Consider the following 23,390-nt stretch of genomic DNA (forward strand, 5'->3'; position numbering starts at 1 on the left):
GGCGGTGAGCCGGATCATCGCCGGCGCCGCTGGCGGGACGCCGCTGGTGAGTGTGCCCGGCTCCCTGACCCGCCCCACCACGGACCGGGTCAAGGAGGCGCTGTTCTCCCGGCTGGACGCCTTCGAGGTCATCGCCGACGCCCGGGTCCTGGACCTCTACGCCGGTTCGGGCTCGCTCGGGGTGGAAAGTGCCAGCCGCGGCGCGCGTACCGTGGACTTGGTGGAATTCGACGGCAAGGCCAGCGAGGTCTGCCAGCGCAACGCGGACCTCGTCAATACCGTAACGCGGGAGAAGACGGTCTCCGTGCACCGTTCGAAAGTCGAATCGTTCCTCGACCGGGCCGCGGAAGCGACCCGCTGGGACCTGGTGTTCCTGGACCCCCCGTACCCGCTGGACGAGGTGGCCCTGGCCGCGGTGCTCGCGAAGCTGCTCCCGCACCTGGCCGTGGGCGCCGTCGTCGTCGTCGAACGCTCGGCCCGGACCCCGGAGCCGAGCTGGCCGGAGGGGATGGAACGGTTCGCGGAGAAGAAGTACGGCGAAACCCGGCTTTGGTTCGCCGAGCCCGGCGTGGCGGCAGCGGAAGACGCCGCCGACCAGGTTTGAGGCGACGGGGACGACGGCGGAGCCTCCCGCCGTCGTCCCCGTCGCAGCATCGCGGAGCCGCTATTTCAGGATCGTGCCCGCCACGTCCGGGGCCGAGGGGACGATCCCGTACCTGGCCATCAGCTCGCCCAGTTTGCCCAGGACGGTCTCATCGAGCTTGCCGTCGAAGGACTCCAGGCGCAGGCCCTTGGCCACGGCCTCGGGCATCTTCATGAACGCAGGCAGCAGTGCCCGGACCTTGTCGGGGTTGGCTTGCGCGAGGGCCAGGGTCTCCGTCATCGCCGCCTTGAAGTCGGCAACCACCTGCGGGTTCTGCTGCGCGTAGCTGCCGCTGGTGAAAGTGACCATAGTGGGCAGGCCCGGCAGCGCTTCCTGGTTGTTGTAGGTCACCAGCTTGTTGCCCTCGCCCAGGAGCTTGGAGAGGAACGGTTCGGGAACCCAGACCGCGTCCACGTTGCCCTGGGCCAACTGGGCGCCCATGTCCTGGAACGGCAGCTCGAGGAACTGGACCGCGCCCGGGTCGCCCCCCTGCTTGGACACGACCTCCTTGATGGTCAGGTCCCCCTGCGCATTGATGGTGTTGACTGCGACCTTCTTCCCAGCAAGGTCCTTGGCCGACGCAATGCCGGAGGCCGCCTTGGCGACGACGCCGTTGATGTCATTGCCGGTGGCGAGGGAGTTCGAGTACCCGGAGACGATCTTCATGTCCAGGCCCTTGTTCTTGGCCAGGAGCACGGACAGCGGGTTCCCCACGGAGAAGTTCATCGTTCCCGTGGAAACGGCGGGCAGCATTGCCGCGCCGCCCTGCCCGCTCTGCAATTCGACCTTCAGCTTGTGCTTGGCGAAGATCCCCTCGTCGATGCCCAGCTGGACGGCGGCGGACGGGGCGATCGAGATGACCCCAACGCTGATGCTGCGGACACCGTCGCCGCCGGCGGCCGGGGCGGTCGAGGTGGACCCGGACGGCGAGCCGCCGCCGCAGCCGGTCAGCAGCAGCGCCGCGGCAACTCCAACGGCGGCAAAGGTGAGTCTCTTCATAACAGTCCACATCCTTGGGGTGAGTTATCAGACGATCGGGACGGGCGCCGGAAAACGACTGCCAGCCCGAGGTACATAAATGACAACCCACATTATTGACATTGTCAATAATAATTTTCTCAACGATGATGCCGGTGCGCGGCTGGGCCGAGGGTATCGTTGAGGCTGTCAAGCATTCCAGGCGCCAACCAGAAGCTGCGAGGATCTGTGGCCGAACCAACCCTGCACGGCGAAGACCCTTGGCAAGCCGCCCAGCCTCCGGACGTTCCCGAGCGCCTTCTCGGCAGCGATTTGGTGGACGAGATTGAATTTCTGGCGGCGCGTGCGCGTTCCCTGGGCAGCGCCCACGCCAACGCCATGCTGGCCCCGCTGGACCTGAAAGTTCGTTCGTACTCGGTCCTGGCGATGGCCTGCAGCGGCACCGAGCCATCGCAGCGCGAGCTGGCCGATTTCCTGCGCCTGGACCCCAGCCAGATTGTTTCCCTGGTCGACGCGCTGGAACAGCGAGGACTGGTCCTTCGCGCGGCCGATTCCCGCGACCGGCGGTCCAAGGTCATCCGCCCGACGGCCGCCGGCATGGAACTGTATGAACGTGCCACGGCGTCTGTCCGGGCGGCCGAAAACACGTCCCTGGCGGCCCTCGACGGGCCCGAACGGGACCAGCTCCGCGTCCTGCTGCGGAAGATCGCCTTCGGCTAACGCCCTGATTCGGCGGAGAGCACGTCCAGCTCCACACCGGAGAGCACCTTCGCCGGGTGCGGCCCGCGGGCGGTAAGGGCCGCGGTCCAGACGGCGGGCCACGGGCCCTGGGTGCCCGTCAGGATGATGTTGCCGGGATAGCGGCCGCTGAACATGCCTGTCTCGGCAAACGCTGCCACGTCCGCCATGGCCCGGCGAAGCGCCGCCACCTGGCTCCGCACCAGGGTCAGGCCCGGTTCGTCGCCGACATTGACGATCAGCACGCCGCGCTCGGTCAGCCGCACTGCGGCTTCCTGGTAGAACTCCATGCAGGCAAGGTGTGCAGGCGCCTCCGGGCCGGAGAAGATGTCCAGGATCACGACGTCGAACCGCAGTTCCGCGGGGAGCGCGCCCAGCGACTCGCGGGCGTCGCCGATCACGGTCTGCAGCGACGTCCCCTCCGGCAGGGGCAGCTGCTGGAGCACGAAGTCCAGCAGTTCCCGTTCGAGTTCCACCGCGTACTGCACGGACCCCGGCCGGGTCGCCTGGATGTAGCGTGCCAGCGTCAGGGCACCGGCTCCGAGATGGAGGGCCGTGATGGGTTCACCCCAGGGCGCCGCGAGATCCACCACATGGCCGATCCGGCGCAGGTACTCGTAGAAGATGTCGGCCGGATCGGCCAGGTTGACGTGGGACTGCTCGGCGCCGCCGATGCTCAGCACGAAGCCGCCCTCGGTGAACTCATCGGCCTCGATCACGGCATGCTGGCCCGTGGTCCGCAGGAAGCGCGTGGCCGCCGGTGTTCCGTCCGCGCTCACAGCCTGTCCCGGAGCGTGGAGAGCCGCTCGGCGGCTTCTTCCAGGATGTAGGTCTTCTTGCAGAACGCGAAGCGGAGCAGGCTGCGCGTCCGCTCGGCCCCCTCGGCGTGGCAGAACACCGGCACCGGGATGGCGGCGACGCCCACCAGTTCCGGGAGCCGGCGGGCGAGGTCCACGGAATCGGAGATTCCCAGCGGGGCGGTGTCCACATTCACAAAGTAGGTCCCCTGCGGCGTGAAGACCTCCAGCCCCGCCGCGCGGAGCCCTTCGCTGAGGATGTCGCGCTTGAGCCGCAGTGTGTCCGCGATGCCGGCGTAGAACTCGTCGGGCAGGCCCAGGCCCACCGCGATGGCGCTTTGGAAGGGCGTTCCGGAGCTGTAGCTGAGGAACTGCTTGACCGTCCGGGCAGCGGCCACGAGGTGTTCGGGGCCGCTGAGCCAGCCGATCTTCCAGCCGGTGAAGGAAAACGTCTTGCCGGCCGAGGAAATGGTCAGGGTGCGTTCGGCGGCGCCGGGCAGCGTCGCGATCGGCAGGTGCCGGGCGCCGAAGGTGAGGTGTTCGTAGACCTCGTCGGTGATGATCACGGCGTCGTGCCGGACGGCGAGCTCGACGACGCGTTCGAGCACTTCGCGCGGGAATACCGCTCCCGTGGGGTTGTGCGGGTTGTTGACCAGCACCACCTTGGTACGGTCGCTGAACGCCGCGGCGAGGGCGTCGAGGTCCGGCATAAAGTCGGGCGCCAGCAGCGGCGCGGTCACGTGCCGGCCGCCGGAGAGCCCGATGATCGCGCCATAGGAGTCATAGAACGGCTCGAACGTGAGGACCTCGTCGCCGGGCCCCACCAGGGCCAGCAGCGCGGCGGCGATGGCCTCGGTGGCGCCCGTGGTGACGATGATTTCCGTCTGCGGATCCGGAGTGAGCCCGTAGAAACGCTCCTGGTGCAGCGAAATCGCCTCCCGCAGTTCCAGGATGCCCTTGCCCGGGGCGTACTGGTTGGCGCCGGCGGCGATAGCGGCCTGGGCGGCGTCTTTGATCTCCGCCGGTCCGTCCTCGTCCGGGAAGCCCTGGCCGAGGTTGATGGCCCCGGTCCGGAGGGCCAAGGTGGTCATCTCCTCAAAGATCGTGACGCCCAGGTCCCCGCCGGGGGAGAGCAGATTGGCGCCGGTGGCCGCACGCTGCCACGGGGAGAGCGGCTGGGTGCTCACGGGGTTCCCGCCTTGTCCGTCCGTCCGGTGAACTTGTCCATCGTGGTGTAGATGCCGAAGACTTTCCCGCCAACGAAGTCCCAGGCCCGGACCGGCAGCAGGCCGCGCAGCACCTTGCCCAGCTGCGCGGTCGCCGGGGCAATCAACTGCGGCTGGCCGGCAACCGTCGCGCGCCAGGCCCGGTTGACGGCGTCGTCCGGCGTCATCAGGGGCGTGAACAGCGGGCCCCGGGCGCCGGCGAACATGCCCGTGGAGATGTAGCTGGGGCAGAACGTAGTCACCGTGAGGTGGTCATGGCCCTGCTGCTCGAGTTCCAGCCGCAGCGAGTCGCTCCAGCCGATGACCGCCCATTTGGAGGCGGCGTAGACGCTCATGCGCGGGTTGGAGACGGTCCCGGCGGCGGAAGCGATGTTCAGGATCCGCCGCGGACGGCCGGCGTCGGCCATCATCGCCGGCAGGAAGGCGTGCGTGACGTACATCGGGGCCAGGGCGTTGATGTCCATGGTCAGGGCGATGTCCCGCGCCGGATCGTGGTCCCAGAACAAGGCGCCGCGCACGATGCCGGCATTGTTGATGAGCAGGGTCAGCGGACCCTCGGTCTGCGCTTCCGCGGCGGCTTCCGCGATCGCCTCCCGGCTGGCCAGGTCCACCCGGCGGACGACGGCGCGCGCGCCGAGTGCCTTGACCTCGCCAGCGGTTTGGGCCAGGCCGTCGGCGTCGACGTCCCAGAGCACAACAACGGCGGCACCCTCACGGGCAGCGCGCAGGGCATAGAGGCGCCCCATGCCCATCGCGGCCCCCGTCACAAGGACGACGCCGCCGGCGACGGTGAACGGTTCGCGCATGGACTCGGCGGAAGAACTCTTAGATGCTGACATTCCGCCATGCTATCCCGGCCCGCGCAGCCGATGGGGTAGGTTCGGAGCATGAGACGCGCCGTATGCCCTGGCTCCTTTGACCCGATCCACAACGGCCACCTGGAAGTCATCGCCCGGGCGGCCAGCCTATTCGACGAGGTCATTGTGGCGGTGTCCACCAACTACGCCAAGAAGTACCGTTTTGGGCTCGAGGAACGGCTCGACATGGCGCGGGAGACCCTGGCCTCGTTGCGCGGCATCGTGGTGGAGCCCGTGGGGCAAGGCCTGCTGGCCGACTACTGCCGGCAGCGCGGGGCCTCCGCCATCGTCAAGGGGCTGCGCTCCTCCTCGGACTTCGACTACGAGCTGCCGATGGCCACCATGAACCGGCAGCTCACCGGCGTGGAGACCGTGTTCATTCCGGCCGAGGGCCATTATCTGCACCTGTCGTCCACCCTGATCAAGGAGGTCTTCACCCTCGGCGGGGATGTGTCCGAGTTTGTGCCGAAGTCCGTGCTGAAGCGGCTGGGGTCCGGCGAGCCGGGTCGGGGACCCGCCGCCTAGAGGGTAAGCTAGATCGGTACTCGGCGGCCTGCTGCCGGTTGCGCGGCCCTACCGGGCCCGGGGTGCGGTGCTGAGCCGCGCGCTGCCCTCCGGTTTGAGTCCGTCCGGAAGTTCAGGCTAAGATGGTACGTCGGTCATATGTTCAACAGGAGTTCTCATTAAACGAGATGCTAGTTCGCCCCTGGCGTTCGACGTCAAGGACCTCGGACGCAGTCCGGGAAGCATGCGGACACTGACGGAACATGTACCCGCGCCAAGTGATCTTGGTGTGGCGCTCATTGGCGTGCAGGAAGGCTCGGATGTCGAGCTGGATCTGCGCCTGGAGGCCGTACACGAAGGAATTCTGGTATCGGGCACCGCAAACGTCGAAGTAACCGGCGAGTGCGGTCGATGCCTGGATCCCCTTGCGTATGACCTTGAGGTCAATGTGCAAGAACTTTTCTTCTACGGGGATGCTGAATTCCCGGATGAAGAAGACGAACAAGAGCAACGTCGAGTCGAGCACGATCTGATCGATCTTGAGCCGGTGTTGCGGGACGCAGTTGTCACTATGCTGCCGTTCCAGCCGGTGTGCCGGGAAGACTGCCAGGGCCTTTGCTCCGAATGCGGAGTTCGCCTGGAAGACGAGCCGGGGCACCACCACGAGGTCGTAGATCCTCGCTGGGCTGCCCTAGCTGATCTGGCTAAGCCTGACCGGCAAAACTGATTTGTAAGTGTTGGACTAGAGAGAAATGAGTTAGCCGTGGCTGTCCCGAAGCGGAAAATGTCTCGCTCGAATACCCGCGCCCGCCGCTCCCAGTGGAAGGCAACTGCCCCCCACCTGGTGAAGACCGTGGAAAACGGACAGGTTGTTTACAGCCTGCCGCACCAGGCAAAGGTCGTTACCGACTCGGCTGGCACCGCGCTGTTCCTTGAGTACAAGGGCCGCAAGGTCGCAGACGTCTAATCCGCCAACAGGCTGACTAAGATGTCTTCAACTGAAGAGCTTCTGAAGCGTCTCGGTGTCTCTATTGACGCCGGGACGCTTCGTCTTGCTCTGACACACCGTTCCTACGCCTACGAAAACGGCGGCATCCCCACCAACGAACGGCTCGAGTTCCTGGGCGACTCCATCCTGGGCTTCTCCGTGACCGACGCGTTGTACCGCGACAACCCGGACCTGCCCGAGGGGGACCTGGCCAAGCGCCGCTCCGCCGTCGTGAGCACCCGGGCGCTGGCCGGCATCGGCCGCAGCATCGGGCTGGGGGAGTACATCTACCTCGGCCAGGGCGAGAAACTCACCGAGGGCAAGAACAAGGCCTCCATTCTGGCGGACACCATGGAGGCGCTGATCGGTGCCACCTACCTGTCCAACGACCTCGAGACTGCACGCCAGCTCGTGATGCGCCTGATCGGGCCGCTGCTCCAGGACGCCGCCGCGCTGGGAGCCGGCACCGACTGGAAGACCAGCATCCAGGAGCTGGCTGCCAGCCGCCAGCTCGGAACGATCAACTATCTCGTCGAGGGCTCCGGCCCGGACCACGCGCGTTCATTCGAAGCTGTGCTGCGGATCGGCGGCACCGATTACGGCACCGGCTCGGGAAATTCCAAGAAGGAAGCCGAGCAGGAAGCCGCTGCGGACGCCTGGCGCAGACTCTCCGCACCTGCCCGCACCCCGGACACTGCGCCGACCGAGGCTGCCCCGGCGGAGTCCCCGAAGCTCAAGTCCCAGACCGGCAGCTAGGCGCCGCCTTGCCTGAACTGCCCGAGGTGGAGGTCGTCCGGCGCGGCCTGGTGAACTGGGTGCGGGGCCGGACCATCACCGCCGTGGAGGTGCTGGATCCCCGCTCCATCCGCCGCCACGCGCTGGGCACCGAGGACTTCGCCGGAAACCTGGAAGGCGCCCGCGTCCTCGACGTGGTGCGCCGTGGAAAATTCCTCTGGCTCCCGCTCGCGGACACGCCTGACAGCGCAGGCGCCCCAGCCGCCCCGGTGGCGCTGATGGCCCACCTCGGCATGTCCGGCCAGCTGCTGATGCAGGACGCCGCCGTCGCGGATGAAAAGCACCTGAAGATCCGGCTGCGGCTGAGCCCGGCGGCGGGCATGCCCGAACAGCTGCGCTTCGTGGACCAGCGCATCTTCGGCGGGCTATTCCTCACGTCACTGATCCCCACGCCTGACGGCGGTCCCGGCGGCCTCGCGGAAACGCCGTTGCCGCTGATCGCGGAGGAAGCCGCGCACATCGCCCGGGACCCGCTGGACCCGCACTTTTCCTTCGAGGAGTTCTACCGCCGGCTGCGGGCGCGGAAAACCGGCCTCAAGCGGGCCCTCCTGGACCAGGGGCTGGTCTCGGGCATCGGCAATATCTACGCGGACGAGGCACTCTGGCTCGCCAAACTCCACTACGCCCGGCCCACCGATACGCTCCGCCGCTCCGAGGCGCTGCGGGTCCTCGACGCCGCCCGCGAGGTCATGACGGACGCCCTCGCAGCGGGGGGTACCAGCTTCGATTCCCTCTACGTCAACGTCAACGGTGCCTCCGGCTACTTTGAGAGGTCCCTCAACGCCTACGGCCGCGAGGGCCTGGAATGCCGCCGCTGCGCCGGTGCCGGGATCGTGAGCCTGATGAAGCGCGAGCAGTTCATGAACCGCTCCTCCTACACCTGCCCCGTCTGCCAGCCGCGGCCGCGGAACGGCCGCTGGTGATCCGCGCTGCGGGTGCCGCAAATCCGCGGGATTCCGCCGCGAACCCAGTAGATTTAGGGCAGCATACGCCCCCGCTGCCGCCACCCAGGAGACCCGAAACACCTTGCACCTCAAAAGTCTGACCGTCAGAGGGTTCAAGTCGTTCGCTTCCGCGACGACTTTCGAATTCGAACCCGGCGTCACCGCCGTGGTGGGCCCCAACGGCTCGGGCAAGTCCAACGTGGTGGACGCGCTGTCCTGGGTGATGGGCGAACAGGGCGCCAAGACCCTCCGCGGCGGAAAGATGGAGGACGTCATCTTCGCCGGAACCTCCGGCCGCCCGCCGCTGGGCCGGGCCCACGTCTCGCTGACCATCGACAACAGCGACGGCGCCCTGCCGATCGACTACAGCGAAGTCACGATCTCCCGCACCTTGTTCCGCGCCGGCGGCTCCGAATACGCCATCAACGGCGCCGGCTGCCGGCTGCTGGATATCCAGGAGCTGCTCTCCGACTCCGGCCTGGGCCGGGAAATGCACGTCATCGTCGGGCAGGGCCAGCTGGACAAGGTCCTGCACGCCACCCCGGAGGACCGGCGCGGTTTCATCGAGGAGGCCGCCGGCATCCTCAAGCACCGCCGCCGCAAGGAAAAGACGGTCCGCAAGCTCGAGGCCATGCAGGCCAACCTCGCCCGCCTCAGCGACCTCACCGGAGAAATCCGGCGCCAGCTCACCCCGCTGGGCAAGCAGGCCGAGGTGGCGCGCCGTGCCCAGATGGTGCAGTTCGAGGTCCGCGACGCCCGCTCACGGCTTCTGGCCGACGACCTGGTCCAGCTTCAATCCGTGCTGGAGCAGGACGTCGCGGACGAGACCGCGCTCAAGGCCCGCCGCGGCGTCGTCGAACGCGAGCTCGAAAGCGGCCGCCAGCGCCAGGCCGGGCTGGAACAGCTCGCCGCGGAGGCCACCCCGAAGCTCAACGCCGCGCGGGACAACTGGTACCAACTCTCCTCAGGACGGGAACGGCTGCGCTCCCTCGGCTCGCTCGCAGAGGAACGCCGACGCCTGCTCGGTGCGGCCGACGCGGCCCCCGACGCCGGCCGGGACCCCGAGCAGCTGGAGAAGCAGGCGGCCCGGGTCCGGGCCGACCAGGCCGGGCTGGAAGCGGGCATTATCGAGCGGCGCGCCGCGCTGGACGCGGCCACCGCCGCCAAGCAGGAGGCCGAAAGCGCGGCCGCCGCCGAAGACAGGCGCCTCGCCACCTTGCTGCGGGCCGCCGCGGACCGCCGGGAGGGCCTTGCCCGGCTCGCGGGCCAGGTGGGCGCCGCGAGGTCCCGGGTCGAATCCGCCCAGGCCGAGCTTGGCCGGCTGAGGGAGTCGCAAAAGGCCGGCGAGGAACGGCGCCGCCACGCCCAAAGCGAGTTCACCGCGCTCGAGTCCCAGGTTGCGGGCGTCGAGGACGGCGAGGAAACCCTCGACGCCGAATACGAGGCGGCCACCGAGGCACTGGACGCCGTCGTGGCGGAAATCGACGCCCTCAGGGCGGCCGAACGGGACGGTGAGCGGGAACGCGATGCCCTCGTGGCCCGCCGCGACGCCCTGCAGCTTGGCCTCAACCGCAAGGACGGCTCGGAGCATGTACTGGCCGCGGAGCTGCCCGGCGTGCTCGGGCCGCTGGCGGGCATGCTGACCGTGGAGGCCGGCTACGAGGCCGCCATCGCCGCCGCGCTGGGCAGCAGCTCGGACGCCGTCGTGGTCCGCGATGCCGCCACCGCCGCCACCGCGGTGCAGCTCCTGAAGGACGACGACGCCGGCCGGGCGTCGCTGCTGCTGGCCGGCGCGCCCGCGGCACCTGCCCAGGGCCGGGACGGCGGGCTTCCCGCCGGCGCCCGCTGGGCCGCCGCGCTCGTGACCCCCGCCGGGGACAACTCTGCCGGGAACAAGTCCGCCGGGAACAAGTCCGCCGGAGACACGTCCGCCGGGAACAAGTCCGCCGGAGACACGTCCGCCGGGGGCACGTCCGGCGGAGACACAGTCGGCGGCGAGGTGCCGCTTGCTCAGCTGCTGGCTGAGCTGCTCGACGGCGCCGCCGTCGTCGAGGACCTCGATGCCGCGGCGCGGCTGATCGCCGCCCGGCCGGAACTGACCGCCGTAACCCGGACCGGTGACGTGTTCACCGCGTTCACCGTCAGCGGCGGCTCCGCCTCGGCGCCGTCGCTGCTCGAGGTTCAGGCCGCCGTCGACGACGCCGCCGCCCGGATCGCCCGCGTCGGCGCGGAACTGGAACGCAACCGCTTCGCCCTGTCCGCCGCGGAATCCCGGCGCGCCGCCGCCCAAGACCGCGCGGATGCCGCCCTGGAAAGACTGCACGACTCCGACGCCCGGCTCGCCGCCGTGGCGGAACGGCTGGGCCACCTGAACTCGGTGCTGCGCAGCGCCGTTGGGGAAAGTGAGCGGCTCGCCGCGTCGCTGGCCCGGGCGGAAGCGAACATCCAGGCGGAACAGGAGGCCCTGGAGGCTGTCGCCGCCAGGCTCGCCGCCGCCCAGGAGGCCCCCGCCGAGGAAGAACCCTCGCCGGAGCACCGGGACGCCCTCGCCCAGGCGGCATCCGCGGCGCGGTCGGCCGAGATGGAGGCCCGCCTCTCGCTGCGCAGCGCGGAGGAACAGCTGACCGCCATCCGCAACCGGGCTTCCTCCCTGGAACGGGCCGCGGCCACCGAGCGCCGCGCCCGCGAGGAGGCCGCCGAACGGGCCCGCCGCCGCCGGCTCCAGGCCGGCCGCGCCGCCGCCGTGTCCGCGGCCGTGGAGCAGGTGATCGGCTTCATTGACGTCTCGGTCGAACTGGCCCGCCGCCAACGCGACCTGGCGGAGGAACGCCGCGAGCAGATGGAGCGCGAACTGGCCGAGGTGCGCACCGGCAACGACGCGCTCGCCCGCGAACTGGCCGAGCTGACCGATTCCGTGCACCGCGACGAACTGGCCCGCGCGCAGCAGCGCCTCCGGATTGAGGCCCTCGAACTGCGCAGCGTTGAGGAACTCGGACTCACCGCGGACCAGCTCGTCGCCGACTTCGGCCCCGACCGGCCCGTGCCGGTGCCGGCCGGCGAATCCGGGGACAAATGGGCGGCGCTCCGCGCCCCGGTGGACGAGGACGGGCAGGACATTGTCGAAGGCAAACCGTTCGTCCGCGAAGAACAGGAAAAGCGGCTCCGCAAGGCCGAACGCGACCTCTCCGCGCTGGGCCGGGTCAACCCGCTGGCGCTGGAGGAATTCGCTGCCCTTGAGGAACGCCACCAGTTCCTGAGCACGCAGCTGGAGGACCTCAAGTCCAGCCGCAAGGACCTGCTGGACATCATCAAGGAAGTCGATGAGCGTGTGCAGACGGTCTTCGCCGAGGCCTTCGAGGACACCGCCGCCCAGTTCGTCCGGGTCTTCGCCCGGCTCTTCCCGGGCGGCGAGGGCCGGCTGGTCCTGACCGACCCCTCGGACATGCTCACCACCGGCATTGAGGTGGAGGCGCGCCCGGCGGGGAAGAAGATCAAGCGGCTCTCCCTGCTCTCCGGCGGCGAAAGGTCGCTGACGGCGGTGGCCCTGCTGGTGGCGATCTTCAAGGCCCGGCCCTCGCCGTTCTACGTGATGGACGAGGTCGAGGCCGCCCTGGACGACACCAACCTGGGCCGCCTCATCACGATCTTCGAGGAACTGCGCGAGTCTAGCCAGCTGATCGTCATCACGCACCAGAAGCGCACCATGGAAGTCGCTGATGCGCTCTACGGCGTGACCATGCGCGGCGACGGCGTCTCCACCGTGATCAGCCAGCGGCTGGGTGCCGAGGTCTGAGAGCTTTGGCTTCTCGGCCATCCCGGGCAGGAGGCAGGGCCGCCCGGGGCATTTGGGGTTTATGAGAAGCTAGGGGAGTGAACGACATCCTCCCCATCATCCTGCCCATCCTCGTTGCCCTGGTGGTCCTCGGTGCGCTGATTCCGGTGCTCATGAAGACCCGGAAGAACATCACCAACTACCCCTCGCAGCGCGACGCGAACGACCCCGTGCAGGGTTCCGGCGGGGGCACGCTGCTGGAGGACCGCCCGGCCCCGCCCCGCGGGCGCACGCCGTCGGAAACCGGTGAGCTCGAAGGGCTCGAAACCGTCGAGGTGCCGGACAACGTCGCCGGCCTCGAGACCGTTCCGGTCGAGACCCCGCTGCCGGTGGCGGGCCGCCTGACCCGGCTGCGCGAACGCCTGGTCAAGTCCAACAACATCTTTGGCAAGGGCCTGCTCACCCTGCTCTCGGCGGACAAGATCGACGAGAACGTCTGGGACGAAGTCGAGGAGACCCTGCTGCTGGCTGACCTCGGCACCGAACCGACGATGCAGCTCGTGGACGCCCTCCGGGAGCGCGTGAAGGTGCTCGGCACCCGCTCGCCCGAGCAGGTCAAGGAGCTGCTGCGCGAGGAACTGATCAAGCTAGTGGATCCCAGCATGGACCGGAGCCTGAATGTCGAGCGGCACGCGGACAAGCCGGCGGTGATGATGGTTGTGGGCGTAAACGGCGTCGGCAAGACCACCACGGTGGGCAAACTCGCCCGCGTGCTTGTCGCCGAGGACAAGGACGTGCTGCTGGGCGCCGCGGACACCTTCCGCGCCGCCGCGGCCGAACAGCTTGCCACCTGGGGCCAGCGCGTCGGCGTGCCCACGGTCAAGTCCGACGTCGACGGGGCGGACCCGGCGTCCGTCGCCTATGAGGCGGTCAAGGCCGGCATCGACCAGGAAGTCGACGTCGTGATGATCGACACCGCCGGCCGGCTGCAGAACAAGGTCGGCCTGATGGACGAGCTCGGCAAAGTCAAGCGCGTCATCGAAAAGCTCGCCGAGGTGGACGAGGTGCTGCTGGTCCTGGACGCGACCACCGGCCAGAACGGTCTGAACCAGGCCCGCGTCTTCGCCGAGGTCGTCAACATCACCGGCATCGTGCTGACCAAGCTGGACGGCACCGCCAAGGGCGGCATCGTCGTCGCGATCCAGAAGTCGCTCGGCGTCCCGGTCAAGCTGGTCGGGCTCGGTGAAGGGGCGGACGACCTGGCGCCCTTCGACCCCGAGAGCTTCGTGGACGCGCTGCTGAACTAGACCCGTCCCGGCTTAACCCGGAAGGTCTCCCGGGCCAGCAGCCAGCCGACGGCCGCGGCGAGGAGTACCCCGCCGGTGACGCCAAACGCCCAGCCGTAGCCCAGCCGGTCCGCCAGCAGCCCCGCGATGACCGGGCCCACGATCGCGCCGCTGTCCTGGGTCATCTGGAACACGGCCAGCACCTTGCCACCGGAGCGTTCGTTGCCCACGACGTCGGCGATGGCCGCCTGCTGGGCAGGCCCGAGCAGCCCGGACCCGATGCCCGCGATAGTCGAGGCGAGGAGAAACAGGGGCAGGTCGTGGGTCAGGCCGATGGAGGCGGTGGCGAGGCCGGTGACGAGCAGTCCGGCCAGCATCATTGGCTTGCGGCCTGCGCTGTCGGCCAGCCGCCCCGAAAAGGTCAGTGCGATGGCGTTGCCGGCGGCGAAGACCGCCAGCGCCCAGCCGGCGGAGGAGGAACCTGCGCCCAGCGCGGCGACGGCAAAGAGCGGCACCGTGGCCATCCGGACACCGAAGGTGGCCCAGCCGTTGGCAAAGCTGGACGCCAGGCCGGCCCGATACGCGCTGTCCTGCAGCGCGTCACGGAGCAGCATCGGCGGGGCGGCGGCACCCGCGTCGCGGGAGCCCGCGGGGACGTGGCTGAGCTGGGTCTGCACGACGGCGGCCGCCAGCACCAGCGCGGCCGCGTACGCCAGGAACGGCACCCGGAGACCGAAGCTGGCCAGCAGCCCGCCCACGATCGGCCCGCACACATTGCCGATCAGGAAGGCCGACGCGTACGCGCCGGAGACGCGCCCGCGGCTCTCCGGCGGCGCCAGCCGCACCACGAGGGCCATCGACGCCACCGTAAACATCACCGAACCGGCGCCGCCGAGGCCGCGGAACACCAGCAACTGCCAGTAGTCCTGGGCAAAAGCACAGGCGGCCGTGGACGCCGCCACGATCAGCAGCCCGGCCACGTACACCGGGCGTTCGCCCAGCCGCACGATCAGCGCCCCGCCGGCGGGTGCAAACACAAGCCGCATGAACGCGAAGATGCTGACAATCACCGCCGCCGCCGTCGCCCCGACGTCGAACGTGGTGGCGAACTGCGGGAGTACCGGCGCCACGAGGCCGAAGCCCAGCGCAATCAGGAAGGCCGCGACCAACATCACCTTGATGTCCCGGGGCAGGCGGGGGCCGGCGGGCTGCCGGAGCCAGGCCGGGCGCCGGGTTCCGGCGACGGAACGGGTTGATTTGCTCATGGTGCTGCTTTCGGTGTTACTTCTGGTGCCTCGCGGCAGGGAGGGGCGTGATTGAAGGCGTGAAACATAACCGTAACAAGCGCGAGACGCACCATTTACTTCCGGGAGGTTCTTGTAACAGCCCGGCAATGTAAATCCTCCGCCGGTGAAACACTGCACCAGCAAACTCTTCTTAGAACGCAAAAATGCGTTGGACTGGCGGACTGGTTCCGCACCTAAGAGCAAGAGAGGACGTAGACCATGGAACTCACCGCGGGTCTCGTTTGGCTCCTGGTCGCATCAGCCCTCGTGCTGTTCATGACCCCGGGCCTGGCATTCTTCTATGGCGGCATGACGCGCGCCAAGTCAGCCTTGAACATGATGATGATGAGCTTCGTCGCCATCGGCACCGTGGGCATCATGTGGGTCCTGTGGGGCGCGTCCATGGCCACCAGCAACGAAGACAACTTCTTCCAGATCTTCGCAAACCCGTTCAGCCACTTCGGGCTGCACAACTTCACCGACCCGGCGGACCTGCTCAAGGTCGGTTACGCCGCCACCTTCGCGATCATCACCGTCGCCCTCATCTCCGGCGCCGTGGCGGACCGCGCGAAGTTCTCCGCGTGGGTCATCTTCACGCCGATCTGGGCCACCCTCGTCTACGCACCCCTGGCCTTCATGGTCTGGGGCGGCGGCCTGTTCTCCAAGGACGGCTGGTTCGGCCAGACGTTCGCCCCGGTGATCGACTTCGCAGGCGGCACCGTGGTCCACATCAACGCCGGCATCGCCGGCCTGATCCTGGTCCTGGTGATCGGCAACCGCCGGGGCTTCGGCAAGGACCCGAACCACCGCCCGCACAACATCCCGTTCGTGATGCTCGGTGCCGCCATCCTGTGGTTCGGCTGGTTCGGCTTCAACGCCGGTGCCGCCGCAACCGTGGAGCAGGCGGGGCTCATCTGGATCAACACCCTTGCCGCCCCGGCCGCGGCGATGCTCGGCTGGCTCGCGGTGGAGCGCTTCCGTGACGGCCACCCGACCTCCCTCGGTGCAGCCTCCGGCGTGGTGGCCGGCCTGGTCGCCATCACCCCGGCCTGCGCCAACGTCTCCCCGCTGGGCGCCATCGCCCTCGGCGCCGTCGCCGGAGTCGCCTCGGCCCTCGCCGTCGGCTTGAAGTTCAAGTTCGGTTACGACGACTCGCTCGACGTCGTCGGCGTTCACCTGGTCTCCGGTGTCGTCGGCACGGTGGCCATCGGCTTCCTGGCCACCCCGTCCCAGGGCCCCGCCGGCCTGTTCTACGGCGGCGGGAGCACCCAGCTCGTCGCCCAGGTCCTCGCCGCGGTCTTCTCCATCATTTTCACCGCGGTCATGACCTTCATCATCGCCTTCCCAATCCACAAGCTGATGGGCTTCCGGGTCTCCCAGGAGCAGGAAGTGGTGGGCGTGGACCTCAGCCTGCACGCCGAAACCGCCTACGAGTTCGGCCTCAGCGGCCGGGGCGGAAGCTTCCAGCCGTTGCACGAACTGATCACCGGCAAGCAGATGGGCGAAACCGTGCAGGTTCCGGCCGGGGACGCCGTGAGCGTCCCGACCCTGGATAAGAAGACCGCAGCAGGCAAAGAAAGCGTGGAAGCATGAAACTGATCACGGCCATCGTCCGTCCGGAAAAACTCGACGCCATCCGCGAAGGCCTGGAAGCCTACGGGGTGCAGGGCCTGACGGTCAGCGCAGCGAGCGGCTACGGCCGGCAGCGCGGCTACACCGAGGTGTACCGCGGCGCCGAGTACAACGTGGACCTGCTGCCCAAGATCCGGGTCGAGGTGCTCGCCACCGACGAACAGGCGGACGACATCCTGGATGTCATCATCGCCAGCTCGAACACGGGCCGCGCCGGTGACGGAAAGGTCTGGACGATGGATGTGTTCGAGGCCGTGCGTGTCCGCACCGGAGAACGCGGCGCGGCCGCCATCTAGGCTGCAGCCCTCCAGCCGCACCGCGCCAGCGGATCGCGATCGGGGGTTGCGACAGCGGGCCGGATACCTGAAAAGGTGTCCGGCCCGCTTTTTGTTTACCGCTACGCCGGCCAGCCCTCCGGCCCGGGCGAGCCGGCGGCGTATTCCTCCAGCGGCACGCTGTCCCGGGCCCAGGCCTTCAGCACGGGCTCGACGATACGCCAGCAGTCTTCGGCGGTGTCCCCGCGCACGGACAGCAGCGGGTCGCCGTTAAGCACCCCTTCGAGGACTTCACCATAGGGCAGCAACTCTGAAGCGCTGAGTTCGGCCTTGAGCGTGGCCCGGTCCAGGCTCAGGATGTTGCCGGGGCCGTTGACATCGACGTCGAACTGCAGCGTGTCCGGGCCAAAGCCGATCCGCAGCTGGTTGGGGGAGTCCACGCCGGTGAAGCCGTTGGGCAAGTGCGGCACCGGCCGGAAGGTCACCACGGCCTCCTTGCGCATGGCGCCCAGCGCCTTGCCCGAGCGGAGGATGAACGGCACGCCCTGCCAGCGCCAGTTCTCGATGTCCACCTGCACCTCGGCAAGGGTCTCGGTGTTCCGGGACGCGTCCACGCCCTCTTCCTTGGCGTAGTCGGGGACCTTGCGGCCGTCGATGGAGCCGGCGGTGTACCGCGCCCGGCGCGTGTTCTTGGCATACGGGGCCTTAATGCTGCTGGCACGCAGCAGCGTGGCAACGGCGTCCCGGAGGTCCCGCTCGTCCACCGAGGCGGGAGGTTCGATCGCCATCAGGGCCATGATCTGCAACAGGTGGCTCTGGATCATGTCGCGCAGGGCGCCGGCGCCGTCGTAGTAGCGGGCCCGGCCCTCCAGCGCCAGGTCTTCGTCGAAGATGATCTCCACCTTCTCGATGTGCTGCCGGTTCCACACCGGCTCCAGGAAGGTGTTCGCGAAACGCAGGCCCAGGATGTTCAGCACCGTGGCCTTGCCCAGGAAGTGGTCCACCCGGTGGATGTGGTCCTCCGGGACCAGGGCGGCGAGTGTCCTGTTCAGGTCCCGTGCGGACTCCTCGCTGGACCCGAAGGGTTTTTCCATCACCAACCGGGTCCCGGCGGGAACCTGCTCCGGAGTCAGGGCCTCGCAGGCCAGCTGGCTGATCCGGGGCGGCAGCGCGAAGTACACGGCCACGGGACCCTCCAGGGTGGCCAGCAGCCCGGCGAGCTGGCCCTCGGCGGTGACGTCCAGCCGGTGGTAGCTGGTGTTCTCGCGGATCCGCTTCAACTCCCGCTTGCCGGCGGAGTTGGCCTGCGAATTAGCGTCGGCGAAGGAGGATTCCAGCCGCTCCAGCCACTGCTCCGGGGTCCAGTCGTCCGAGCCGGCACCCACCAGGGTGAGCCCGGGCGTGTGGCCGCGCGCCACCAGCCGGGCCAGGCCGGGGAGCAGCAGCCTGCCGGTCAGGTCGCCGGACGCGCCGAGGATGAGCAGGGTCTTTACCGTTGTTTGACTGGTCACCTACGCCAGCATGCCACCTTGAAGGCGCGTCTTGGTACCCTAGATAGTCGAGTCCCGTTGTCGAGGCAGTTCGTTCCGGCGAAACAGTCACGACTCTGGCGCGCCGCTCCGGCCGCCAGCTGTAGATCCACTGAAAGAAGTGCACGGCGCGTGTTCAATTCACTCTCTGACCGGTTGACAGCAACCTTCAAGAACCTCCGTGGCAAGGGCCGCCTCACCGAGGCGGACGTTGACGCCACGGTCCGCGAGATCCGGCGTGCCCTGCTGGACGCCGACGTTGCCGTCCCGGTGGTCCGGGAGTTCACCGCCCGCGTACGCGAGCGTGCGCTCGGCGCCGAGGTCTCCGGCGCGCTGAACCCGAGCCAGCAGATCGTGAAGATCGTCAACGAGGAACTCGTCGAGATCCTCGGCGGCGAAACCCGCCGCATCCGGCTGGCCAAGACCGGGCCCACCATCATCATGCTCGCCGGCCTCCAGGGCGCCGGTAAGACCACCCTCGCCGGCAAGCTCTCCCGCTACCTCAAGGCGCAGGGCCACAGCCCCATGCTGGTGGCCTGCGACCTGCAGCGCCCCAACGCCGTGACGCAGCTGCAGGTCGTCGGCCAGCGCGCCGGCGTCCCCGTCTTCGCCCCGCACCCGGGCGCCACCTCCACCGAGCTGGACCACCCGGCCGGGGACCCGGTCGCCGTCGCCCGTGCCGGCGTCGAGGAAGCCAAGCGCACCCTGCACGACGTCGTGATCGTGGACACCGCCGGCCGACTCGGCGTCGACGCGGAAATGATGGACCAGGCCCGCCAGATCCGCCGGGCCATCGTCCCCAACGAAGTCCTCTTCGTGATCGACTCGATGATCGGCCAGGATGCCGTCAACACGGCAATGGCCTTCGACGAGGGCGTCAACTTCACCGGCATCGTGCTCTCCAAGCTCGACGGCGACGCCCGCGGCGGTGCCGCGCTGTCCGTCGCGTCGGTCACCGGCAAGCCCGTCATGTTCGCGTCCACCGGCGAAGGCCTGGACGACTTCGAACTGTTCCACCCGGACCGGATGGCCTCGCGCATCCTCGACATGGGCGACGTGCTCACCCTGATCGAACAGGCCGAAAAGTCCTGGGACAAGGACGAAGCCGCCCGGATGGCGAAGAAGTTCGCCGACCAGGAAGACTTCACCCTCGAGGACTTCCTCGCCCAGATGCAGCAGATCCGCAACATGGGCTCGATGAAGAAAATGCTCATGATGATGCCCGGCGCGCAGAACATCCGCCAGCAGCTGGAGCAGTTCGACGAGCGCGAGATCGACCGCGTCGAAGCGATCGTCCGGTCCATGACCCCGCACGAGCGCGTGGCCCCGAAGATCATCAACGGCTCCCGCAGGGCCCGCATCGCCCGCGGTTCCGGCGTGCACGTCTCCGAGGTCAACGGCCTGCTGGAACGTTTTGCGCAGGCACAGAAGATGATGAAGAAGATGGCTGCCGGCGGCGGTATGCCCGGAATGCCGGGGATGCCCGGAATGGGTGGCGGCGGAGCCCGCAAGGGTGCCAAGAGCGCGCCGAAGAAGAAGGCCCGCTCCGGCAACCCTGCCAAGGCCGCACAGGAACTCAAGGACGCGGAGGCACGGCGTGCCGCCGGGGCCAAGGCCGTGCCCACCGGCGCAGCCTTCGGCCAGCCGGGCGGCGAGTTCGACCCGTCCCAGTTGAACCTGCCCAAGGGCTTCGACAAGTTCCTCGGCGGGAGCAAGTAGCGGAAGCCGCGGTGCCTCCGACAGGATGCCGGCGGTGAGGATGTCGTCAGCCCCGATGACGGGGCCGTGCCATAGGCTTAGGACATGTTCAAGCAGCGCGTAGTTTTCGTCCACGGGGCTGGCAGTTTTGGCGCCGCAGCGTGGCCGAAGCAGCATGGCATGGCCTTGAGCTACGACGCCCTGTTCCTGCGGCGGCACGGTTTCGACCGCGTGGCCGAACCGCTGGAAACGGACTTCGCGGCTGACTCCGGCATTGTGTTGCGGGCCCTGGCCGACGACGGCCGCGGCGAGGCCGGCGGGCACGTGGTGGCTCACTCGCAGGGCGCCATCGCGGCCATGATGGCCGCCGTCGAACGTCCCGACCTGGTGCAGTCCCTCACCCTGGTGGAACCCGCCTGCTTCTCACTGACCGCCGAATTGCCGGCGACGGCGGCGCACCGGGCCCTCATGCAGCCGCTCTTCGACGTCCGGCACCAACTTGGCGACGAGGACTTCCACCGCGAGTTCGTGCGCCGGGTCTTTGCCGCGCACGCCCCGGTCCGCGGAACCGTTGGCGCACCCGCAGCCGAGGACCGGCGGGAACAGCGCCGGCTCCGTTTGCAGGCCCCGCCGTGGGACGCGCCGCTGCAGATTGTCCCGGGGGTCCCCACCCTGGTCCTCACCGGCGGCTGGGAACCGCTGTACGAGGAAATCGCCGGTTACCTGAGGGAGACCGGGGCCCTGCACCGCACCGCCCCGGGAGGGCACCGGCCGCAGGATTCGAAGGAAGGCGACCGTGTCATCCGATCCTTCATCGCCGACGTCAACCGCAGCCGGCACGACCAGGCCTCTTAGGGTGCCGGGGCCGCGCATCGGGCCGGCGACGCCGGACGACCTCCGCGGCCTGCCGGCGCTCGAGGCCGCGGCCGACCGGCTGCTCGAGGCCGCGCTTGGGTACCAGCCGCTTCCCGCCGCCGAATCGCCGACGCCGGTTGGACTGGTCCTCTACCTCGTGGCCGGAACCCCTCCCGTGGGGTTCGCCCGTATCGATGAAGTCGAGGGCCAGGCCCATCTGGAGCAGCTCTCGGTTCATCCGGAATTCGCCGGGCGGGGGCTAGGGAGATCCCTGGTGGAGGCAGCCCTCGACGCGGCCCGCTGCCGGGGCTATGAATCCATGACGCTGTGCACGTTTGCCGACGTTCCGTTCAATGCGCCGTTTTACGCGAGCTGCGGTTTCCGCGAGGTCACCGAACCTTCAGGGGAACTGGCGGCCCTGCGTGCCCACGAGGCGCAGTTGGGGCTGGACGTTTTGGGGCGGCGGACTGCCATGCGGATTAGGCTATAAGCCGTGAGCAGCATCATTGAGTTCAGCGGCCCGGTACTCACCGCGGCGGACCAGGAGCGGCACGGGCTGTGGGCCGTGAACGGCAGGCTCACCTTCGAGCGTCCCGCGGCCGCGCCCGACCGTGTGCTGGAGGGGTGGGTCATCCCGGGCCTCGTCGACGCGCACTGCCACATCGGTCTGGGTCCCGGCGGCGATGTCACGGAGGACGTTGCGGAGCAGCAGGCGCTGACCGACCGTGACGCGGGTACCCTGCTGGTCCGCGACGCCGGCGCGGTGCACGACACCCGCTGGCTGCAGCAGCGAAGGGAGCTGCCGCGCCTCGTCCGCTCGGGCCGGCACATCGCGCGGACGCGCCGCTACCTGCACGGCTTCGCTGTCGAAGTGGAACCCGAGGGCCTCGTGGAGGCGGTCCGCAAGCAGGCCCGGGCCGGGGACGGCTGGTTCAAGCTGGTGGGGGACTGGATCGACCGCGGCGCCGGCGACCTCGCTGCGAGCTTCCCTGCCCGGGTTGTCAAGGACGCGGTCCGGGCCGCCCACGACGAAGGCGCCCGGGTTACGGCGCATTGCTTCGCGGAGGACACCCTCGATGACATGCTCGACGCCGGCATCGACTGCATCGAACACGGGACCGGGCTGCTTCCCCGGCACCTGCCCCGCTTCGTCGAACAGGGCGTCCCGATTGTTCCCACGCTGATCAACATCGCCACCTTCCCGGACATCGCCGCCCAGGCCGAGGCAAAGTTCCCCCGCTACGCGGCCCACATGCTCGGGCTCTGGGAACGCCGCGAAGAACGGATCCTCGAAGCGTACGAGGCCGGGGTGGCCATCTACGCGGGAACAGACGCCGGCAGCGTCATCAAGCACGGACGTATCGCGGATGAGGTCGAGGCGTTGCACGCCGCCGGGCTCCCCGCCGGTGCCGCCCTCGACGCCGCAACCTGGGCCGCGCGGGACTGGCTCGGGGCCGACGCCATCGCGGAAGGTGCCGGTGCTGACGTGCTGCTCTGCGCCGAGGACCCCCGCAGGAACCTCGCCACCCTGCAAACGCCCCTAGGCATCGTGCTGCGCGGCGAACTGATCCGCCACGTGGGTATCCCGCTCTAGGAATAAATTGAAGCTTCAAGTAATTTAACTCTATGTAAGGTCGCCGAAGGTCGGCGGCCACAGAACCACCGGAGCGTTTCGATGACCGCAGAAGCCAGCACCCAGGATCTCCTTCCTGCCGAACTCACCATGGGCACCGTGATGCTCAAGGTCGGCGACATGAAGCTCATGACGGACTACTACCAGCGCGCTCTCGGCCTCGACGTCGTCGCCGAGCAGGACGGGGGACTCTACCTCGGGCGCAAGGCAAAGCCGCTGGTCCACCTCGCCCCGGCCCCCGGGCTAAATCTGCCCTCCCGCCGGGAGGCCGGCCTCTTTCACACCGCCCTGCTGTTCGAGGACCAGCCCGCCCTGGCCGCCACCGTCGCCTCTGCCGCGCAGTACGAGCCGCAGTCCTTCACCGGCAGCGCCGACCACCTCGTCAGCGAGGCCTTCTACTTCAACGACCCCGAGGGCAACGGCATCGAGCTCTACTGGGACCGGCCCCGCGAAGCCTGGTCCTGGGAGGGCACGAACGTCGTCATGGATAGCCTTGCCCTGCCACCGCAGCGGTACCTGCAGCAGCACCTCACCGAAGCGTCGCTTGCCGGGCAGCGGGAGTCGGACGCCGGCGTCGGGCACGTCCACCTGCAAGTCGGCGACGTGCAGTCGGCCCATGACTTCTACGTCGGCACGCTCGGCTTCGAGAAGACCGCCGGATGGCACGGCCAGGCACTCTTCGTCTCCGCCGGAGGCTACCACCACCACATGGCGATGAACGTCTGGAACAGCCGCGGCGCCGGCCCGCGCCGCGACACGCTGGGCCTCGGCGAGGTGCTGATCGAAGTGCCCTCCGGCGACGACGTCGGCGCCCTGGCCGACCGGCTCAAGACGGCCGGTGTCCAGTCCCACCACACGGGGGCCGAACTGCGCTTCGAGGATCCGTGGCGCAACCGGATCCGCGTCGCCGTCCGCTAGCAGGTCCGGACATGCCCGTCGCTGACTGCCTGCAAC

The 23,390-nt window shown here is 68.8% G+C and carries 22 protein-coding genes; 16 read left to right on the plus strand and 6 right to left on the minus strand.

Annotation, left to right across the window (positions count from 1 at the left end):
• Positions 1-4: 4 nt before the first annotated feature.
• On the plus strand, positions 5-604 hold the full coding sequence (gene rsmD, locus ACZ5Z0_RS15810; protein WP_464109236.1) for a 16S rRNA (guanine(966)-N(2))-methyltransferase RsmD: 600 nt from the start codon (positions 5-7) through the stop codon (positions 602-604).
• A 60-nt stretch (positions 605-664) separates the two neighbouring features.
• Here rsmD and ACZ5Z0_RS15815 read toward each other — a convergent pair whose 3' ends face one another.
• Complete coding sequence (locus ACZ5Z0_RS15815) at positions 665-1,642, minus strand: ABC transporter substrate-binding protein (protein ID WP_464109237.1); 978 nt, start codon at positions 1,640-1,642, stop codon at positions 665-667.
• Positions 1,643-1,849: 207 nt separating this feature from the next.
• Here ACZ5Z0_RS15815 and ACZ5Z0_RS15820 point away from each other — a divergent pair, with 207 nt between their 5' ends.
• Positions 1,850-2,341 carry a MarR family winged helix-turn-helix transcriptional regulator gene (locus ACZ5Z0_RS15820; protein ID WP_464109238.1) on the plus strand — a complete coding sequence of 164 codons (492 nt, stop codon included), beginning with the start codon at positions 1,850-1,852 and terminating at the stop codon, positions 2,339-2,341.
• On the opposite strand, the gene ACZ5Z0_RS15825 is transcribed toward ACZ5Z0_RS15820, so the two are convergent.
• The 3 genes from ACZ5Z0_RS15825 to ACZ5Z0_RS15835 are packed head-to-tail and all read right to left on the minus strand — an operon-like array spanning position 2,338 to position 5,221.
• Positions 2,338-3,138 (minus strand): spermidine synthase, encoded by an 801-nt coding sequence (locus tag ACZ5Z0_RS15825; protein ID WP_464109239.1) that lies wholly within the window; start codon positions 3,136-3,138, stop codon positions 2,338-2,340. The two genes, ACZ5Z0_RS15820 and ACZ5Z0_RS15825, sit on opposite strands and share 4 nt — an antisense overlap.
• Positions 3,135-4,343: an aminotransferase class I/II-fold pyridoxal phosphate-dependent enzyme gene (locus tag ACZ5Z0_RS15830; RefSeq protein WP_464109240.1), complete on the minus strand. Its 1,209-nt coding sequence runs from the start codon at positions 4,341-4,343 to the stop codon at positions 3,135-3,137. The genes ACZ5Z0_RS15825 and ACZ5Z0_RS15830 overlap by 4 nt, the downstream gene beginning before the upstream one ends.
• Entirely contained in the window at positions 4,340-5,221 is an 882-nt protein-coding gene (locus tag ACZ5Z0_RS15835) for an SDR family NAD(P)-dependent oxidoreductase (RefSeq protein ID WP_464109241.1), read from the minus strand. The genes ACZ5Z0_RS15830 and ACZ5Z0_RS15835 overlap by 4 nt, the downstream gene beginning before the upstream one ends.
• A gap of 48 nt (positions 5,222-5,269) precedes the next feature.
• On the opposite strand from ACZ5Z0_RS15835, the gene coaD reads away from it, so the two are divergent.
• From coaD to ftsY, 7 genes are all read left to right on the plus strand, one after another.
• Positions 5,270-5,764: a pantetheine-phosphate adenylyltransferase gene (coaD, locus tag ACZ5Z0_RS15840; protein ID WP_138769009.1), complete on the plus strand. Its 495-nt coding sequence runs from the start codon at positions 5,270-5,272 to the stop codon at positions 5,762-5,764.
• Positions 5,765-5,945: 181 nt separating this feature from the next.
• Positions 5,946-6,470 (plus strand): YceD family protein, encoded by a 525-nt coding sequence (locus ACZ5Z0_RS15845; RefSeq protein ID WP_146337283.1) that lies wholly within the window; start codon positions 5,946-5,948, stop codon positions 6,468-6,470.
• A gap of 36 nt (positions 6,471-6,506) precedes the next feature.
• Positions 6,507-6,710 (plus strand): 50S ribosomal protein L32, encoded by a 204-nt coding sequence (rpmF, locus tag ACZ5Z0_RS15850; protein WP_056738282.1) that lies wholly within the window; start codon positions 6,507-6,509, stop codon positions 6,708-6,710.
• A gap of 21 nt (positions 6,711-6,731) precedes the next feature.
• Positions 6,732-7,487: a ribonuclease III gene (gene rnc, locus ACZ5Z0_RS15855; protein WP_464109242.1), complete on the plus strand. Its 756-nt coding sequence runs from the start codon at positions 6,732-6,734 to the stop codon at positions 7,485-7,487.
• Positions 7,488-7,495: 8 nt separating this feature from the next.
• Positions 7,496-8,449 (plus strand): bifunctional DNA-formamidopyrimidine glycosylase/DNA-(apurinic or apyrimidinic site) lyase, encoded by a 954-nt coding sequence (gene mutM, locus ACZ5Z0_RS15860; protein WP_464109243.1) that lies wholly within the window; start codon positions 7,496-7,498, stop codon positions 8,447-8,449.
• A 103-nt stretch (positions 8,450-8,552) separates the two neighbouring features.
• On the plus strand, positions 8,553-12,263 hold the full coding sequence (locus tag ACZ5Z0_RS15865; RefSeq protein ID WP_464109244.1) for a chromosome segregation SMC family protein: 3,711 nt from the start codon (positions 8,553-8,555) through the stop codon (positions 12,261-12,263).
• Between the two features lie 77 nt (positions 12,264-12,340).
• Entirely contained in the window at positions 12,341-13,549 is a 1,209-nt protein-coding gene (gene ftsY, locus ACZ5Z0_RS15870; protein ID WP_464109245.1) for a signal recognition particle-docking protein FtsY, read from the plus strand.
• On the opposite strand, the gene ACZ5Z0_RS15875 is transcribed toward ftsY, so the two are convergent.
• Positions 13,546-14,793, minus strand: coding sequence for an MFS transporter (locus ACZ5Z0_RS15875; RefSeq protein ID WP_464109246.1), 1,248 nt, complete (start codon positions 14,791-14,793; stop codon positions 13,546-13,548). The genes ftsY and ACZ5Z0_RS15875 overlap by 4 nt on opposite strands.
• Positions 14,794-15,033: 240 nt before the next feature.
• Between ACZ5Z0_RS15875 and ACZ5Z0_RS15880 the strand changes: the two genes are divergently transcribed.
• Positions 15,034-16,407, plus strand: a complete 1,374-nt coding sequence (locus tag ACZ5Z0_RS15880) for an ammonium transporter (protein WP_464109247.1) — start codon at positions 15,034-15,036, stop codon at positions 16,405-16,407.
• Positions 16,404-16,742, plus strand: coding sequence for a P-II family nitrogen regulator (locus ACZ5Z0_RS15885; RefSeq protein WP_136322366.1), 339 nt, complete (start codon positions 16,404-16,406; stop codon positions 16,740-16,742). The genes ACZ5Z0_RS15880 and ACZ5Z0_RS15885 overlap by 4 nt, the downstream gene beginning before the upstream one ends.
• Positions 16,743-16,843: 101 nt before the next feature.
• Here ACZ5Z0_RS15885 and ACZ5Z0_RS15890 read toward each other — a convergent pair whose 3' ends face one another.
• The gene (locus tag ACZ5Z0_RS15890) at positions 16,844-18,232 is read right to left on the minus strand and encodes a glucose-6-phosphate dehydrogenase (RefSeq protein WP_464109248.1); all 1,389 of its coding nucleotides are present in this window, start codon (positions 18,230-18,232) and stop codon (positions 16,844-16,846) included.
• A 150-nt stretch (positions 18,233-18,382) separates the two neighbouring features.
• Here ACZ5Z0_RS15890 and ffh point away from each other — a divergent pair, with 150 nt between their 5' ends.
• The 5 genes from ffh to ACZ5Z0_RS15915 all read left to right on the plus strand — a co-directional run bounded on the left by ffh (position 18,383) and on the right by ACZ5Z0_RS15915 (position 23,354).
• Positions 18,383-19,969, plus strand: a complete 1,587-nt coding sequence (ffh, locus tag ACZ5Z0_RS15895; protein ID WP_138769017.1) for a signal recognition particle protein — start codon at positions 18,383-18,385, stop codon at positions 19,967-19,969.
• Positions 19,970-20,053: 84 nt separating this feature from the next.
• Positions 20,054-20,803, plus strand: coding sequence for an alpha/beta fold hydrolase (locus tag ACZ5Z0_RS15900; protein WP_464109249.1), 750 nt, complete (start codon positions 20,054-20,056; stop codon positions 20,801-20,803).
• Position 20,804: 1 nt separating this feature from the next.
• Complete coding sequence (locus ACZ5Z0_RS15905) at positions 20,805-21,293, plus strand: GNAT family N-acetyltransferase (RefSeq protein WP_464109250.1); 489 nt, start codon at positions 20,805-20,807, stop codon at positions 21,291-21,293.
• A 3-nt stretch (positions 21,294-21,296) separates the two neighbouring features.
• A complete protein-coding gene (locus tag ACZ5Z0_RS15910) occupies positions 21,297-22,397 on the plus strand; it encodes an amidohydrolase family protein (protein ID WP_464109251.1) in 1,101 nt (366 codons plus the stop codon).
• Positions 22,398-22,478: 81 nt separating this feature from the next.
• Positions 22,479-23,354 (plus strand): VOC family protein, encoded by an 876-nt coding sequence (locus tag ACZ5Z0_RS15915; RefSeq protein WP_464109252.1) that lies wholly within the window; start codon positions 22,479-22,481, stop codon positions 23,352-23,354.
• The last annotated feature ends 36 nt before the right edge of the window (positions 23,355-23,390 follow it).

Source organism: Arthrobacter sp. T2-23 (assembly GCF_055398325.1).

What these genes read in the sequence shown, in the direction of transcription:
- ACZ5Z0_RS15815 (WP_464109237.1), bottom strand. Translation starts at nt 1,642, where the DNA reads ATGAAGAGACTCACCTTTGCCGCCGTTGGAGTTGCCGCGGCGCTGCTG.
- ACZ5Z0_RS15835 (WP_464109241.1), bottom strand. Translation starts at nt 5,221, where the DNA reads ATGTCAGCATCTAAGAGTTCTTCCGCCGAGTCCATGCGCGAACCGTTC.
- coaD (WP_138769009.1), top strand. Translation starts at nt 5,270, where the DNA reads ATGAGACGCGCCGTATGCCCTGGCTCCTTTGACCCGATCCACAACGGC.
- rnc (WP_464109242.1), top strand. Translation starts at nt 6,732, where the DNA reads ATGTCTTCAACTGAAGAGCTTCTGAAGCGTCTCGGTGTCTCTATTGAC.
- ACZ5Z0_RS15875 (WP_464109246.1), bottom strand. Translation starts at nt 14,793, where the DNA reads ATGAGCAAATCAACCCGTTCCGTCGCCGGAACCCGGCGCCCGGCCTGG.
- ACZ5Z0_RS15880 (WP_464109247.1), top strand. Translation starts at nt 15,034, where the DNA reads ATGGAACTCACCGCGGGTCTCGTTTGGCTCCTGGTCGCATCAGCCCTC.
- ACZ5Z0_RS15885 (WP_136322366.1), top strand. Translation starts at nt 16,404, where the DNA reads ATGAAACTGATCACGGCCATCGTCCGTCCGGAAAAACTCGACGCCATC.
- ACZ5Z0_RS15900 (WP_464109249.1), top strand. Translation starts at nt 20,054, where the DNA reads ATGTTCAAGCAGCGCGTAGTTTTCGTCCACGGGGCTGGCAGTTTTGGC.
- ACZ5Z0_RS15915 (WP_464109252.1), top strand. Translation starts at nt 22,479, where the DNA reads ATGACCGCAGAAGCCAGCACCCAGGATCTCCTTCCTGCCGAACTCACC.